Below are 16,710 nucleotides of genomic sequence, written 5' to 3'. Positions count from 1 at the left end.
TATGAACAATAATCAAACAATAGAAAAACTAAAATCCATGAGGCTATCTGCGATGGCTGAACTGCACAGACAACAACTCAGCAGCAATGCTTATCAAAAATGCACCCCAGATGAATATCTGGCCTTACTCACTGAAAGTGAATGGGAAGACAGGCAGAATAAGAAGATTACACGGCTGATGAAAAAGGCCACCTTCAAGCAGCAGGCAGACATGGATGAAATAATCTTCTCTGAAAATAGGAATCTGGATAAAAACATGTTCAACAGGTTGTCCTCCTTACAGTTCATCAAGCAAAGTGAAAACATCATTATTACAGGTGCTTCAGGAGTAGGCAAAAGCTTTATGAGTCAGGCCATAGGCAGACAAGCTTGTCTGATGGGCTATAGCACCATCTATCAGGTAACAGCTCGCCTGTTCAACAAAATGAAACTCGCCAAAGTAGATGGCACCTATATCAAAGAACTTAAAAGAATTACCTCTGCCCAACTCTTAATACTAGATGATTTTGGTTTACAAAGCATGGACAATATTGCAAGAGAAGTACTTATGGATATTATCGATGATCGTCATGGAAAAACTTCAACTATAATCTCCTCTCAAATACCAGTATCAGCCTGGTATGATATTATTGGTGAAGGCACTATTGCTGATGCCATATTAGACAGGCTCGTTAACTCTTCTCATAGAATAGATCTCAAAGGAGAATCTTTGAGAAAAGGTATGTTGAAACATTAATATTTACTAAAATTACGAAACTCTTAAAGTGGCATAGATACACCGAAATCACTGGCATAGTTTGACCGAAACAACTGGCATAGTCCGACCGAAATAGCCACAGGGCTTTAAAGCTTTTTTTCGATGATCTCTTTAGCAAGCTTAAGATCAAGGGCTAATTCTGCATACATGTGTTTAAGCCTGCGATTTTCCTCTTCAAGTTCTTTTAGCTTCCGTAACTCTGAAGCATCCATGCCTCCAAATCGCTGGCGCCACTTGTAGAAGGCTGCCTGACTAACGCCATGCTCACGGCTGATCTCAGCCGCGGTCTTACCTGCATCAAATTCCTTCAAGATGCTGGCAATCTGTTGGGGTGAAAATTTCTTTCGTTTCATAGTGAACAGTTTAAATTTAATTAAATTTTTCTACTTTTAAACTGTCCTATTTTTAGGGGGCCTTACAAAACTCTTTGTTTTAAAAATCGAAGTCCAATAGCTTTTTTGGGTGAACATCCAGCCCATTGGCTATGGCAATTAATGTGCTAAGTGTTGGGCTACGTACTCCTCTTTCAAAACGCCCTATTTGGCTAAATGCTTGGCCAGATCGATTAGATAATTCTTCTTGGGTAAGACCTTTTTGCTCTCTTAGTTTTTTAAGGTGCTTGCCAAATGCGTTTATGTATTCCTGATTTTTCGACACAAGAGCCAAGCTGCAAAAATAATTAAATAATTATTAGAGCCAATTGGCTCTATTTTATTATCTTTATATAACTAACCATTTGCTTATGAAACTACACCTAAAACGTCCGCAATATCCATTCTTTCGTATGGAGGTAGAAGAAGATCTTATTCTTTGTTTGATCCAAAAGCAGCTAAATATTCATTGGTTTCTTAGTGACTTAGAGAATGTTGGCTTTGATCCATCGGGATGGCCTATAAGTCTTGAGTCTGCAATTTTTGCTCTAGTAGGCATCCGCCCAGATGACGATGCTTATAATTGGTTCTTAGATATGCTTACTGATCAAGTCAATAAATTAGAAGAGAGCAAGACTGAATATTCAACTAGTGAAGCTTCTATAACTATTTTTCAAGCGCTCAAAGGCAGAAGGCAGCAACAGGATAAGGAGAAGGCAACCAAGCTGGCTTCATTATCATATGACAAATGAGCGAGGGAGAGTTAAAATATTGTTCTGATTGTCAACCGCTAATTGCATATATATCACAAGTGGTACAGCCGGATGCTGTTTATTGGTTAGGTGGTTTAGCGCATGAGCAGAAGAGTCAGACCATTTTTAGTTCTTCCAGGATAGCTTCCAGCTTTTCAAAGGAATATTTTGTTTTAATCTTAATTCCTGAAAACGACGGTAAAAGCACGTATGAGTGGGAAGATATTATTGAAACACATTGTAAGCCTAGTGTTTCAATAACCTGTATAGTACTACAAACTCATACTTTTGAGCAGTGGCTACAGGCAGGGTATACCTTTGCTGTAAAGGTTTGCCAGCAAGGGGAACTCATTTATAATCAGTACTACCCCCAACTTAATAATACACATAATTCAAAGTGTACCGATGAAAATGAAATCAACGCATTTTATAAGTTGGGTCTATCTAAGGCCAAAGAATTCTTAAAGACGGCAGAGCTTTGTAGCTTATGTCAGCAAAACACTTTAGCTGTATTTATGCTACATCAATCTACGGAGCAAGGACTAACGGCATTACTTAAGTCAGGTGTAGGCTATCATCGTCGTACGCATAATCTGGGTAGACTAATTCGGTTATCATACTTGATTACCAGCAAGACCCAACAGATCTTTCCTCAAGATTCTGAACAAGATAAACGGCTATTCAAGCTTTTACAAAATGCTTATTCTGATGCAAGGTATAAGAGAAATTATAAGGTTAGTAATGCAGATTTATCAGTACTGTTAGATCGGGTAAAATCTTTGGTGGAGCTATTATGTAGAGACTTTTAAAAGGGTGTTATTGTATGTAATGCTTCCTGAAAATAGATAATAAAAAGAGGTTTGTTCTAAACCAATAAAAGTTGCTCTAAAACCTTCAATTTTATGTGCCGAGTTTCGAGGCTCATCATCTGGCCAAGCCAGATGACAAGATCCAAATGTATACATTTGTACATCTTGCTGTGGCCACCCCAACAGGCCACTCACATAAAAAGGGAGGGTATATATAAGTCGTATAATCATATCTTTTACCTGCACCAGAGAATCAGTCGTCATTTCTTAAATGCCAGTTCATATTAATATACAAAGTATGTCAAGGGCAGTAGGGAAGGGCTAAGTAGGGCACTGTTTATATACCCTTTACAGGCTTTGTATTGTGATATATTTTTGCGGTTAGAAATGTGAGCAGGTTCCGAATTACTGTATAGAAACTGAGCGAGGAAAGAACAAGTGTATTGACTTACCCAGGGGAGTGGGCGGGTAAGTAAAAAGGCTTGTTGTGCGAGGTTGAATGGGGCGATTGCAGGAACGGAAAGAGCCTTATTCAGCCTGTTGGTTTTAATGAAAAGCGCGGGCTAAAAATAAGGTTGAGCCAGTATGTAATGAGGCCTATGCAGTGAGACATTCTGGCTTATTCTTATTGTGCGTTTTGAGAAGGTGGTGAACGAAGTATCGTAGTGAGGCGGCTTTGTGAAAAGGGGCACTTGATTAAATAAACTTATGAGGTATGCTACTTATGGCTTGCTAATATCCATAGCAGTATGAATAAGTATGTCAGAAAAAGACAAAAATGAGCAAAATCGCTTGTAAAGGCACAAACCAAGGATAAGGTAGTAAAATAATATTTGATGATCGAAGGCTTGTAGGTGAAAGAGATATGATATGAAAAATATTTCACCATCTGCTCATAATTTCAATAATAAGGGGGTTACATATTGCTTGCAAAATGTTATTAACATTATATTTTTTCTTTATTTACATATTTTTTTCTGAGCCTGATTGTCTATGTTTTTAGCTCTGGATAGGAAAGCCTTGTGGCTTTCATTTTTATTGTCTTTTGTTGTTGTTTGTGCTTCTGCAGAGGTTTTTATAGCAGACAGTGTTGCTGCTGATAGCTCACAATTGGCCAATCGGGTACATGCCTTACAGGAGTATGTTTTAGAGCAAAACCGAATAGTAAGTCAGCTTACCGATACGGATTTATCCTACCTTCCTTTGGGAGTAGAGAAAGTTATCAATGGCAGGACGCAGTATCTTTTATTTGATAATCTGGTAATCACTCCTGATGCAGCCTATGTTAATGTATATGTATCACTGGATTTTCCAATAGCCAAACGAAAGCTTGCTTTTGCTGCCACTAAAGTCAAAATACATAAAGGAGGAATAGCTGCTTCTACAGGCACCAAGCTTACCCTGCTAACCGATGCGCAATTACCCATAGGAGAACACATTACTATAGATCTACTTTCAGCTAGCGGCCAAAATTATATTGAGTGGGATTGTAATGGCTTTAAAAACCTGAGCATAAATGGAATGGTCACCATATCTCCGAGTACAGCCGAAAAAGCTGATGCTCCAGGTCAACCCGTTAAAGCCGCATTTACCGTGCAGGCTGCCGACCCGGGTTCTATTATCGCTCAGATAGACCTTCCTGCTTTTGAGGTAAAACAGCTGCCAGGCTTTCGTTTCACAATCTCCAGGGCTACACTAGACTTTAGTGATGACCGTAATGCTGAGGGTTTTAAATTACCGGATGAGTATAAGTCTGAATACGGTACCTATCCTGAATTTTGGACAGGTGTTCATTTTGCAGAGCTACGCATAGACCTTCCTAAAGAGCTAAGTTCAGGTAAAGACAGGCTATCCCTTCAGGCGCGTAATATGTTTATTGATCGTCAGGGCTTTACAGGAGCCTTCACTGTAGAAGGATTGGTGAATCTGGAACAGGGATCACTGGCTAGCTGGCCATTTTCTATAGACAAGTTTTATGTGGTTATGCTCAAGAATAAACTTCATGGAGCAGAATTTAATGGAGAACTTAAATTACCGTTGTTCGATGAACCAATGGATTATGGAGCAGGAATCTATTGGAATGGTAAGGGGCTAGACTACCAAGTATTAGTAAAAACTAGTGAAACCATGCACTCAGACCTTCTTTTGGCGGATGTGGTTTTAGATAAAAATAGTGTTATCAGCATAAAAAAGGAAAACGGATCATTTGAAGCCAAAGCAGTTTTGCATGGTGTAGTGAACATGAATGGCGGTAAGAAGATCACCGCCGAAGGCCTACATTTCAGGAATTTGACCTTATCTAATAAATCACCCATTATACGTGGTGGAGAGTGGGGAATGAAGACCGAAGCCCTTACTGCTGGTTTCCCATTACAGATAGATAGCATAGGCCTTCATCATAATATGAATGATTTAGCCTTGATCATCCAGGCCAAGCTTACCATTATGGGTGGATCAGGTGGCTTTTCAGGCTCTACAACCATCGGAGTTAATGGAGAAATAGAAGAAACTCTCAATGACGAAGGTCAGGCGACTGGCACCCGTTTTAGATTTAAGGATGTAAAAGTCCATGGAATAGGCATCACTGTAAAAACCAGTGCTTACCAGATTACAGGTACCGTAGACTTCTTTGATGATGATCCTAAATATGGTAATGGCTTTAGGGGAACGCTGGATGCAGAGATAGCGGGTTTTAAAGTAGAAGCGGAAGGTACTTTTGGTAAAAAGGCGGATTTTAGGTATTGGATGGTCGAAGCGTATGTACACGTTAACCTGCCTTTGGGTAGCTCCAACTTTGCTATCTATAAACTTGGCGGCGGATTGTTTTACCATATGAAGCAATCGCCACTTCCTCCAGGAGGAGTCATAGATAATATTGATTATGAACCAGATAAGAGTGTATCATTAGGTTTTAACGCCGGGGTCACCTTGGGCATGATTCCAGATCCATATGTATTCAATGCTGATGCTTTCTTTGAGATTGCATTTTCCAGCAGTGGAGGGGTCAAATATATGCAGTTCAGAGGTGATGCTTTCTTTATGACCCCCATGGAAAAACGTGAGGCCGGTGAGGTGAAGTTGAACGCTTCAATGATGATGATGTTTGATTTTGAAAACAAGATCTTTCATTCTACCCTGGAGATATACATCAACATATTTGATATCCTTAAAGGAGTAGGAACTAATGACCTTGCCGGATGGGCAGAAATGTATTTCAGCCCAGATGAATGGTTCATACATATCGGAAGGCCGGATAAACGTATAGGCCTGGCCTTTGTGGCACTGGGTAATCAACCGTTAGTAACTGCTGAAAGCTATTTCATGGCTGGCCATCGTATTCCTGATATTCCAGAATTACCGGCGGAGGTTACCCGCTTAACAGGGGAGATGTCCTTGTCGCGTGATGACGGAGCCTTGGCTTCCGCCAAAGGGATGGCCTTCGGAACTTCACTGAAACTGAGCACTGGTAAGATTAACTTTCTGGTCTTCTATGGAGAGATAGGAGCGGGGCTGGGCTTTGATGTTATGCTCAGAGACCTGAGTAATTACACTTGCGGCAATACCGGAGATACCCCAGGTATTAACGGATGGTATGCATCAGGACAAGCCTGGGCATATATTATGGCAGAGATAGGTATTAAGGTGGATTTAAGATTTATCAAGGGAGAGTTTCCTATACTACAATTAGGCTTAGCAGCCGCCCTTCAGGCAGAACTTCCTAACCCTATATTTATGCAGGGAGCCGTGGCGGGTGAATTTAATATACTAGGCGGTTTGGTGAGCGGTAAGTGTAAATTCAAATTTAGCTTCGGAGAGAAATGTGAAATAGTAGGTACCAATTCTGTTACTGGAGTGAAAGCTATCGGACAGATCAAACCGGTAGAGGGTGATAAAGAAGTAGATGTCTTTACTAAGCCACAGGTGTCATTAAACGTAGCAGAAGGAACGGCTATGGAGATACTTAATAATGATAATGACTTTAAGTTCTATCGTATTAAAATGCAGAAATTCGAGGTCACTCATAACGGAGCTCCATTAAAAGGAGAGTTGGTTTGGAATGAAGCGAGAACCTCGGTAGTCTATAAAACAGAAAGCATATTACCTCCACAAGAAAAGATTGAAGTCTTAGTTCAGGTAGTGTGGCAGGAGCGAGTATCTTCTGGGTGGAAGAACCTAAGCCAGGGAGGAAAAGATGAAATAGAGGAAGAGAAACTGACCTTTATAACAGGAGAGGCTCCAGACTATATTCCTGAAGATAACATAGTGGCAGGTTACCCATATTTAGGGCAATATAGTTTCCACCCTAAAGAAACCAATTCGGGATATATTCTTTTAGATACTGATCAGGAGTACCTGTTTACAGAGCCAGGTATGAAGTACGAAATGAATTTTGTATCTACTTCTCAGGCTAGCGTTAAGTCGCCGGTGAGTTATGATAGAGGCGCAAAGAAAGTATCCTTTGCCTTACCTGAATTAGCCACAGAAACAGCATATAAAATGGTTTTAGTACGAGAGCCTGAAAATGGAGGACTCAATTTGGAATCAAATATCAACACAGAGCAGGTAAACCAATTAAATGATGAAGGAGGCAACAATGTCAATGTACAACAAACCTCTTTGATGGAGAATCTGGTGGTAGGCCAAGGCTTTAACCTGTATGAAAACTATTTCAGAACCAGTAGATATGCTAAATTCCTGGATAAGCTAAATGATGATAATGCCTTTAGTTTTAGTCAGATGCTTGCTCAGAAACAGTACAAACGCTATGGACTACGTATGAATCTGGATGAACTTTTTGAAGAGACTGAAGTACGTGGAAATAATAAATTCAAGCGACTAGTATTGATAGAGGCCATTCAAGACTATGGCTGGTATAAGAATTTTGCAGGCCCGACTATCTATAATAACTATCCGGTTCATCATCAGGCAATTATAGAATGGAGAGAGGTAGATGAGGATGAGACAAGAGATAGTGGGGTGCCTCCGGATCAGCCTATCATTGTACAGCAAGAGACCTTCCCGAGTATGTCAGAAGATGAAGTAAATATGGGAGCCTACACCTCACAAGGAGGACAAGTAGATATTATGCACGACTGGGATTTCTATGGCTATTATGATTATTACGACATCAAAAACAACCTGGTCAATTTAAATGATAATGAACTCAATACTACGCCAATAAGAAGAGTTCTTACAGGAACTTATCAGTATCTGTATGCCAATGAGCCACTACAGTTTTTAGTGCAGTATCGTTTGCCGGGCACTGATATCATTACCTCTAAGAAAATATTGACTATAGATATTAATAAGTAAAACACAACTAAATATAATACCAGATGAACAATCGATTTTTTAAATGGGGGAGCGCTATTAGTAATAGCAATTTTTACCTTGACTTCATGCTCAGATGATGATAGTAAAGAAGGCCCTGAAGTGACTAATTCTTTTATGTACAATAGTAATACTTACGAAGTGAAAGATGCAAGCATTACAGATTATGGTGCAGATAGAGTAGAAGGTCATGATTATTATTATTATGAATTTTCCTTAACAAATGGTAGTTATGAATTGGTCGAAGATTCAGTCGATCCTGATTATTTTTATTTCCAAGTTAAGGGGGGTACCTACGATGTTAATTTGGATTTGTATTATCCTAGTGCATCAGTATTTGGACCAGGGGAGTATGTTTTCGCATCAGAAGAAATGATTTCAGATGGAAGTATAATTAATACTCCTTTTATTGATTGGGCAGAGATCAGACTTGATCTTAATAATGATGGAATTTATGATGGTGATGAAACTATTGCTGCTGTAGGGGGTAGTGTAGAAGTTACTGGATCAGATAAAGAGTACACTTTATTTTTTGAGTTGAATCTGGAGGATGGTAGAACCCTTAGTGGCAGCTTTTCAGGTGAATTTAAATATGTAAAAGACTAAATGCAATAAAATGGAGGAAGTGATTAAACTTCCTCTATCCCTTTCTTTTATGCAACAATCGGTTCAAAGACTTTTTTTAACGCTCATTTTTTTAAGCCTATTTTTCACTGTTCAGGCTCAATATGCTGGAGAGGTTAAAGTTTTAGGCAGAGCTACTGGTGATGGCGTGATGCTTCGCTGGGCACCTACCAATTATATTGCCTGGAATTACGGTAATCAATATGGCTATCAGGTGGTGCGCTATCGTTTTGATGGTGATGGAGAGCAAATGTTCAAGGATTCAGTAATTCTGACTCCTACACCTATACAACCTCTACCTTTAGCTGGCTGGGAACCACTAGCCAAGAAAAACCGATATGCAGCTATTACAGCACAGGCACTTTATGGAGAATCCTTTCAGCTCGATGAAGAGAGCGATGCTGGTCAGGCGGCGTTGTTAAATAAAAATACAGAACAACAAAACCGTTTTGCCTTTGCTCTGGCTTCAGCAGATCAATCCTTAGAAGTAGCAGAAGCGTCAGGGTTGTATTATGAAGATAACAATATAGAGCCAGGCGTTACTTATGTCTATCGGGTCAGATTGGCTCATCAACATCCCAGTCTACGCATTCAAAGAGGGAGTATTATCATTAATCCTTCAGAAGTAGAGCCATTACCTACTCCTGCGGATTTAGAGGCAGACTATGGTGATGCCTCTGTGAGATTACATTGGAATAGCTTTTTTAATCGAAACATCTACAACTATTATGTTATAGAGCGCTCAGAAGACGGTAAAAACTACCAACGCCTCAATGAACTTAACTTTTTGCAGTTAAGAAATAACTCCAGTCTGGATGATTACAATTTGTATTACATGGACTCTTTAAAAAATGAGAAGATGTATTATTATAGAGTCAAAGGAATCAATGCTTTTGGAGAGGCAGGCCCTCCTTCTAATGTCGTTTCAGGTAAGGCTCATCAAAAAATAGGAACCATCCCGGGCATTAAAAGTGGCAAGGTAGATGGAGCAGGAAAAGCACAGATTCATTGGTTTTTTCCAGATAGCCTCGAAAATAGAATCAAAGGATTTTATATAGCACAAGCAGTAACCAGCAAAGGCCCCTTTAAAAATGTACATAACAAAATTATTCCTGCCTCAGAGCGCTATTACAGTGATCCCAACCCAATGGCTACTAACTATTATGTGGTGCGGGCAGAGTCTCGCTATGGAGAGATGGTAGAATCTATGCCCCTACTGGTACAAACTGAAGACAGTATTCCTCCATTGCCACCTGTAGGGCTACAAGGAGTGATTGATTCTACGGGGCAGGTCACTATTCGCTGGAATAAGAATACAGAAAGAGATTTTGATGGGTATAAGGTATTTAAATCTTATTATAAAGATAGAGAATATGTACAGGCTCATGATAACCTGGTGTATGACACGATGTTTACCGAGAAAGTACAGCTTCGTAACCTGACCAAAGATTATTACTATCAGGTAGCGGCAGTGGACAGAAGGTCTAATGCCTCTGATTTTTCTACTCCTATATTGGTGATCAAGCCAGATGTAGTAGCACCAACGGCACCTATTCTACAAGTTCCTAAATATAAAGAAGGTACAGTTACGCTTTCATGGATTGAGGGAAGTGATGATGATTTAGAAGGTTATAATCTATTCCGTCAAGGCACTGATTCGTTAGTTTTATTGTCACATCTGCAAAAAGGAGTTACTCAGTATCAGGATTTACAGGTAGCAGGAGGGGTGCAATATATCTATAGTATAGTGTCAGTCGATCAGTCAGGCCTCACTTCAGACACAGCCTCCTATAGCATTAGCATTCCTGATAATGGCATATTACCACCAGTAAAGAAGATCACCTATCAAGTGGATTTTGATAATCGCAAGCTAACCCTAAAATGGAAGTATGATGTAAAGGACATAGATGGCTTTATACTCTACCGGTCATTAGATGAAGGAGCACTAAGAATGCTGGATTATATAACTCCACAAGAGGCGCAATATGTAGAACGAAACTATAAGATAGGCCGAATCTATAAATACCGCGTTCAAGCCTATAAAGGAGAATATAGATCGCCATTAAGCGAGTGGATTAAACCTGTAACTAACTAGAAGTTGATGTTAAAAGTAAGAATACTGATCCTATTCATAGGATTTTTCACAACAATAATCCCTTGCACTTTTGGACAAGGCATAGGGGAGACTAAATTAAATATTTGGTGTCAGGATTTTCTAGGGGGTAGAGACAGGGATAACGCTGATTATTTTGTACAGCGTATAACGATTGGTTCATTGGCAGAAAAATGCCTTACAACAAAGGATAGGTTAAAGGTATATGATTATCAGTTAGGGTATAATATGCCAGTTAATAATTCTCTTAAAGTGTCTATTAAAATAATAACACATAGAGATTTTAAAGGTCATGTGTGTGAGGTGGATAAAAGAAAAGATAGAAAGTATGGTAATGAAACAACCGTTAATGTCATCTTAGATTTATCTAAATTTAAACCTGGAGTCATGAATACCAAGTTTTTCATGTGTGATAATAATAAAATCACATTCAGATTTATTTATCAGGTGCCTAAACCAGACAACATTACAATTGATAATTCAAGCTATTTATGTATCAATAATCCGATCACATTGAATACTGCTATTAATAAAATTCCATCAAACTCATCAAATGTTAACCTTACTTGGCAGTATCATATAGCTGGAGATCAAATAACAGAACCGTGTGATTGTGGACCTAATGCTCTTTGTCCTAATGGTACAGGATGTCGATTACCAGATGGGTCTATTGGTTGTTATGACTCGTATAGCGGTAATTGTAACCCTGTTAGCTTACCTCCATGCTGTGATAACCCAGTGGTAGAGGATGTGTGGAATACATTAGGAGTGACAAATTATAATGACGGGGTGAATTCATTTTCTTTTTTGGGACAGAATTATGCGAAAATTCTTGCAGCCGTTAGCTCTAATAGTCATGATGTGCATTTTAGGGTAAGAGCTAGCGATGGTACAGCCTCTATTTTATCAAACACGAAGATTGGCCAGATATCTGCAGCACCTCCTACTGTATCTAATATTACACGATCTCCATCCTGTGCAAATGCGAATGATGGTTCTATTTCATTTAATATAAGTGGGGGCGGAGGAAATTATCGCTGGTCTCTGCAAGAAAGGATTCCTGATTGTAGCATATCAGATATAAAGGATGGAAAATGTTTCTCTTCTGATATAGCGGGGCAGGGTAATACATCTGCAGGCAGAGTGACTGCACAAGCAGGCCCAGGTGAATATTACTTGTATGTTCAGAACTGGAAGTCTTCACAAAGTTACAACCCTGGAGGATGCTATAATGAATATGGCCCTTTTATAATAGAAGAAATCCCTCCACTTGAGTTGGATAGTGTGAGTGTAACCGAATTATCCTGTTATGAAAGTAATGACGGAAGTATTACGGTCTCAGCCTCTGATGGCGACGCAGGAACCATAAAATATGGTCTTAATCTCAAGGGAGAAACTACAGTATGGCAAGATGATGATACCTTTGAGTCGCTGGAAGCAGGTACCTATGTAGCCTGGGTGCAAGATAGGTGTGATGTGTACTCTAGCGAAATAGAAGTAGTACAGCCCACCGCTCCTATCGCGGCTACTGCGAGTTTTACCGCACCAGTTTGTCATGATGCAGGAGATGGTACTATCTCTGTTATCCCTACAGGTGGTTATGGGGACTACGCTATTACCTTGTACAAAGGCAGTGACGTGGTTAAGCAGTTTAATGTTTATAATGATAGTGAGGAAGTCGTTTTCACCAACTTAGGTTATGGCGACTATACCTGGGAGGTACAAGATTCTGAAAAGGCTTGTACTATTATTGATGGAAGCTTTCACTTGCCTGAACCGACTCGTATTACTATGGAAGTGCAGGAGATTATACCTGTTACTTGTCCGGTGCCCGCGGCTAATGATGGAGAAGTACATTTTACAGTTTATAATAATGCTTTTCCTTATACTATTACCATGACGGACGAGCAGACCGGTCAGGACTTCACCTCAAACACTAATATTGTTAGCAACTTACCTGCAGGAGATTACGAAGTAAGCATCTCTTATAATAATGGATGTACAGATGTTTATACCTTGGCAGAACTTGTAGAAATAGAGCAGCCTACTCCAATTATTGTCAAATTAGTGAAAGATGATATGACCTGTACTGACAGTTTTGATGCTTCCATTTCAGCAAGTATTAGTGGTGGTAATACTGGTGATTATTCCTACCGCTGGCAAGTGCAATCAGCAGGTGTGTGGGGGGATTTCACAGACCAAGAAAGAACAGATGACTTGTTGATTCATGACCTTTTTGATGGCATCTATCGCCTGTATGTTACCGATAGTAAGGGTTGCGAAAAGGCTTCCGCTGCTGTTGAAATCGTAAACCCGGAACCCTTAGTAATAGAAGACGTGCTATTGGTGGGGCTGGCATGTAAAGAAGAAGAAAATGGTCATATTCTTCCGGAAGTGACAGGAGGCTGGGGTAACTATCAGTATGAATATATTAAGCTACCAGATACCCAGTGGCAGGTCTATGACCTGACAGATAATTTTGATCAGGGTACTTATAAAATAAGAGTTTCAGATCCTGAAGGCTGTAGCGTGGAGTGGGAGGAAGATCTTCTTTTTGCCGAAGCGGATCAACCATTAGAGCTTACCGGTTTGACAAGTAAAAAATACAATGGCTTTGACATTAGTTGCTTCGGGTCTTTTGATGGTGAAGTAACAGTGAGCGCTCAGGGAGGAATCACTACCTCACAACAGGGGTATCAATACGCCGCTGATGATGGAGAGTTTGGAGGAAGCAGCACTGTCACGGGATTATCTTCAGGTCTTCATACCCTCTATGTAAGAGATCTTAATGGCTGTTTAAAAAGTCAGGACATAGAACTAATAGAACCATCAGCATTAACCATTGCTTTAGATGATATTAAGCATGTAAAATGCTTTGGTGATAGCTCCGGGTATATTCAGGTAGCAGGCAATGGAGGAGTTACTTCCTATCGTTTTTCTATTAACGAGTCTCCTTTCATGGGTGATAGCCTCTTTACTAACCTCACTAGTGGAGACTATCAGGTGATTATACAAGATCGCAATACGTGCAGAGACACTCTAAATACAGAGATTATTAATCTGTTTCCACCCATTGAATTTGATTGGCAGGTAGATAGTGTTACCTGTTATAATTATAGCGATGGTGCTGCTCAGGTAACTATTGTGGGAGGTCATGCTCCTTATGCTATCAATTGGATGCATGATATTAATAATCAGCAACAATCTATTGCTTATGTTACTGATGGCTGGTATGAAATACGTGTTCAGGATCAGGAAGGGTGTATTTGGACAGACAGCGTTTTTGTGCCGGAACCTCCTAATATTAATGCCGGACCAGACCTGAACCTATGCTATGAGCAATCCGCTACGTTAGATGCCAGCTGGCCTCAGGGTAATGCCACCTATTCATGGAGTGGGGTTGAGGGACAGCTAACCACAGAGCCTACCTTATGGGTTGATCAGCCTGGAGATTATTATGCTCAGGCATCATTGAATACCAGGGCATGTCTGATGTATGATACCATTAGCATTTCTTCTTATGATATAGAGTTTGAAGCTAAATTCTTAGCTGCTACTGAACTGGTAGTAGGAGACACGCTGCAATTAGTAGAAACCAGCACGCCAACACCAGATTCATTATACTGGAGGTTTGATGATCAGGCTACGGTGCTCACCGCTTCCAACACTATACCTACCTTATGGTTTGACCAGGCAGGAGATTATACTATAAGTTTCGCTGCTTACTATGGCCCATGTACTGATAGCCTTACTAAAACGGTGTCAGTGTTCTTGCCTGAAGAAGCTCCTGAAACGGTAGATCAGTTTAGGTTCGGACAGACAGGGTTTAAAGATGTGAGGATTTATCCTAATCCTTCTGATGGAGAATTTACCTTATCAGTAGAGCTGCATGAAGATGATGTGTTGGGTATAGTCATTGTCTCTACCATGGGAATGGAAGAATACAGAGATAACTACGATGAGGCAGACAGTTTTGAAATCAATTTTGATTTATCAGATAAACAGGCTGGAGCTTACTTAATGCGTCTGGTGACCAGTAATGATCAGATGACCTTACGAATAGTGATAGAATAAGCAGGATGAGTAGACTACAGTACATATTCATTGCCAGCATACTCTTGTTAAGCTTCTTTAGGTTGCAGGCACAAGACCTGAGTAACCTATCAGAAAAGGAGCCCGTGAAAGTGAATGGAGGGGTGAGCTACAACATGATAGGCTATAATGCCCAGGGTATAGAGCAGCGCAGAGATCCATTCTCCTGGTATCTCAATGGTAATCTTAATATATCGCTATATGATTTTTCTATTCCTTTAACCTTTAGCTATACTAATAGGCAACTGAATTATTCACAGCCTTTTAACCAGATAGGACTCACCCCTACCTATAAATGGGTGAAAGGCCATATAGGCTATAGTAACATGAATTTTTCTAGCTATAGCCTTTCAGGTTATACTTTTTTGGGAGGAGGAGTAGAACTGACCCCAGGTCCCTGGTATGTAGGTATTATGTATGGCAGACTGAATAAAGCTACCGAGTCGGTAGCACTAGATAGTGTCACCTACACAGATCCGGTGTATAAAAGAATGGGATATGGGGCAAAAGTAGGCTATCGTGGAGATGGCTATCATGTAGAAATGTCGGTTTTCACAGCTAAGGATGACGTAAGCAGTGTAGAATATATACCTGAAGATACCGAAATCACTCCTGAAGATAATGTGGTGTGGAGCCTGACAGGGGGAAAAGAACTGATCGATAGGCTGAGCCTGGAGTTTGAATATGCTCAAAGTCGCTATAATCGTGATATCAGAGATATTTATAGAGACTCATTGGGTACAGAAGCAGACAACACAGAAGGCACTTTTCATGCCTATAATTTTGGGTTGGCTTATAGTCAGCGAGTATACAGCCTGATGCTTAAGTATGAACGCATTGACCCAGGCTATGAAACACTGGGAGCTTATTATAATAACAATGATATGGAAAATATCACGGTGAATGGCAATCTCAATTTATTAAGGAACCAGATGGCTATAACACTATCAACCGGAGTGCAACGGAATAATCTTGAAGACACAGAAGCTAGCTCTACCAGAAGAGTAGTGGGTTCTGCTAATGTTAATTACAGCCCGTCATCTTCCTGGAATTTTTCTGCCAGCTATTCTAACTTTAATACCTACACCAACGTGAGGCCACAGGTAGACCCCACCTTTCAGGATGAAATGGATACGCTTAACTTTTATCAGGTGAACCAAAGCGCCACCTTTAACACCATGTATAGCTTTGGCTCAAAAGAGATAAAAAAAAGCATTATGCTTAATGGATCCTATCAGATTACCAATGAAGAATCAACGGAAGCAGAGAGCGCACAATCCACTTTCTTAAGTGGCAACTTAGGCTATAGAATGAGCTTAAAAGATGGTACCAGTGCCAGTGCTGCTATCAATGGTAATAGAAGTGCTTTCGCAGAAAATGTATCCCAATCCTACGGCCCTAACCTGACATTAAGTAAGCCTTTGATGAATAAAAACATCAGAAGCACCCTTTCAGGCACCTACCTGAGACAGGAGGTGACAGGGCGGCCTGCTACCGGGGTCATTAATATCCGCTTGAACTTCGGCTTAAAGCCACAAGAGATTGCTTTTGGAAAACGAAATAGAGATCAGAAAAGCAAAGAAAAGGCTGATCATAAGCCCTCAGAAGTCAGTAGCTCTACAGGGCTGGAAATGCCAGAAGAGTTTTCGGAAATCAATGAAAAGAAAGAAGCAAAGTCAGAAGCTAAAAATAAAAGCTGGGGACAACATGCCATTACTCTGGGAGTCAGTTATATGAAAAAAATGGTGTCAGAAGAAGCTGCCGCCGCTAATGCTACCAATGATTTTTCAGAGCTGACCATAACCCTTAATTATAGTTATAGATTTTAATACCTTATGTCCTGTAAAAGACTAAAATATAT

The 16,710-nt window shown here is 40.1% G+C and carries 10 protein-coding genes and 1 pseudogene; 8 read left to right on the top strand and 3 right to left on the bottom strand.

Annotated features, from left to right (window positions below):
* Position 1 precedes the first annotated feature (1 nt).
* Positions 2–736, top strand: coding sequence for an IS21-like element helper ATPase IstB (gene istB / locus LVD15_RS03720; protein WP_233776529.1), 735 nt, complete (start codon positions 2–4; stop codon positions 734–736).
* A gap of 99 nt (positions 737–835) precedes the next feature.
* On the opposite strand, the pseudogene LVD15_RS03715 reads toward istB, so the two are convergent.
* Together LVD15_RS03715 and LVD15_RS03710 are read right to left on the bottom strand one after the other, a co-directional pair.
* A pseudogene (locus tag LVD15_RS03715) lies at positions 836–1,110 on the bottom strand (transposase); the annotation flags it as partial.
* A 79-nt stretch (positions 1,111–1,189) separates the two neighbouring features.
* Positions 1,190–1,414: a helix-turn-helix domain-containing protein gene (locus LVD15_RS03710; protein ID WP_233778991.1), complete on the bottom strand. Its 225-nt coding sequence runs from the start codon at positions 1,412–1,414 to the stop codon at positions 1,190–1,192.
* A gap of 85 nt (positions 1,415–1,499) precedes the next feature.
* Between LVD15_RS03710 and LVD15_RS03705 the strand changes: the two genes are divergently transcribed.
* Together LVD15_RS03705 and LVD15_RS03700 are read left to right on the top strand one after the other, a co-directional pair.
* Positions 1,500–1,880: a hypothetical protein gene (locus LVD15_RS03705; RefSeq protein ID WP_233778990.1), complete on the top strand. Its 381-nt coding sequence runs from the start codon at positions 1,500–1,502 to the stop codon at positions 1,878–1,880.
* On the top strand, positions 1,877–2,689 hold the full coding sequence (locus LVD15_RS03700; RefSeq protein ID WP_233778989.1) for a HEPN domain-containing protein: 813 nt from the start codon (positions 1,877–1,879) through the stop codon (positions 2,687–2,689). Before LVD15_RS03705 ends, LVD15_RS03700 begins: the two co-directional genes overlap by 4 nt.
* Here the strand turns inward: LVD15_RS03700 and LVD15_RS03695 are convergent.
* A complete protein-coding gene (locus LVD15_RS03695) occupies positions 2,672–2,953 on the bottom strand; it encodes a hypothetical protein (RefSeq protein ID WP_233778988.1) in 282 nt (93 codons plus the stop codon). The genes LVD15_RS03700 and LVD15_RS03695 overlap by 18 nt on opposite strands.
* A gap of 729 nt (positions 2,954–3,682) precedes the next feature.
* Between LVD15_RS03695 and LVD15_RS03690 the strand changes: the two genes are divergently transcribed.
* From LVD15_RS03690 to LVD15_RS03670, 5 genes are all read left to right on the top strand, one after another.
* On the top strand, positions 3,683–8,002 hold the full coding sequence (locus tag LVD15_RS03690) for a hypothetical protein (protein ID WP_233778987.1): 4,320 nt from the start codon (positions 3,683–3,685) through the stop codon (positions 8,000–8,002).
* A 78-nt stretch (positions 8,003–8,080) separates the two neighbouring features.
* Positions 8,081–8,626 carry a hypothetical protein gene (locus tag LVD15_RS03685; protein WP_233778986.1) on the top strand — a complete coding sequence of 182 codons (546 nt, stop codon included), beginning with the start codon at positions 8,081–8,083 and terminating at the stop codon, positions 8,624–8,626.
* 10 nt (positions 8,627–8,636) lie between these two features.
* A complete protein-coding gene (locus tag LVD15_RS03680) occupies positions 8,637–10,739 on the top strand; it encodes a hypothetical protein (protein ID WP_233778985.1) in 2,103 nt (700 codons plus the stop codon).
* A 6-nt stretch (positions 10,740–10,745) separates the two neighbouring features.
* Entirely contained in the window at positions 10,746–14,831 is a 4,086-nt protein-coding gene (locus LVD15_RS03675) for a T9SS type A sorting domain-containing protein (protein ID WP_233778984.1), read from the top strand.
* A 5-nt stretch (positions 14,832–14,836) separates the two neighbouring features.
* A complete protein-coding gene (locus LVD15_RS03670) occupies positions 14,837–16,678 on the top strand; it encodes a TonB-dependent receptor (RefSeq protein ID WP_233778983.1) in 1,842 nt (613 codons plus the stop codon).
* Positions 16,679–16,710 lie beyond the last annotated feature (32 nt).

The sequence above is a fragment of the Fulvivirga maritima genome, from assembly GCF_021389955.1.
GTDB lineage: Bacteria > Bacteroidota > Bacteroidia > Cytophagales > Cyclobacteriaceae > Fulvivirga > Fulvivirga maritima.
This window is presented reverse-complemented; position numbering and strand designations above follow the sequence as displayed.

Bases quoted from the DNA above. Each gene is read 5' to 3' on its own strand.
- istB (WP_233776529.1), top strand. From the start codon at position 2: ATGAACAATAATCAAACAATAGAAAAACTAAAATCCATGAGGCTATCT.
- LVD15_RS03705 (WP_233778990.1), top strand. From the start codon at position 1,500: ATGAAACTACACCTAAAACGTCCGCAATATCCATTCTTTCGTATGGAG.
- LVD15_RS03700 (WP_233778989.1), top strand. From the start codon at position 1,877: ATGAGCGAGGGAGAGTTAAAATATTGTTCTGATTGTCAACCGCTAATT.
- LVD15_RS03695 (WP_233778988.1), bottom strand. From the start codon at position 2,953: ATGACGACTGATTCTCTGGTGCAGGTAAAAGATATGATTATACGACTT.
- LVD15_RS03690 (WP_233778987.1), top strand. From the start codon at position 3,683: ATGTTTTTAGCTCTGGATAGGAAAGCCTTGTGGCTTTCATTTTTATTG.
- LVD15_RS03680 (WP_233778985.1), top strand. From the start codon at position 8,637: ATGGAGGAAGTGATTAAACTTCCTCTATCCCTTTCTTTTATGCAACAA.
- LVD15_RS03675 (WP_233778984.1), top strand. From the start codon at position 10,746: ATGTTAAAAGTAAGAATACTGATCCTATTCATAGGATTTTTCACAACA.
- LVD15_RS03670 (WP_233778983.1), top strand. From the start codon at position 14,837: ATGAGTAGACTACAGTACATATTCATTGCCAGCATACTCTTGTTAAGC.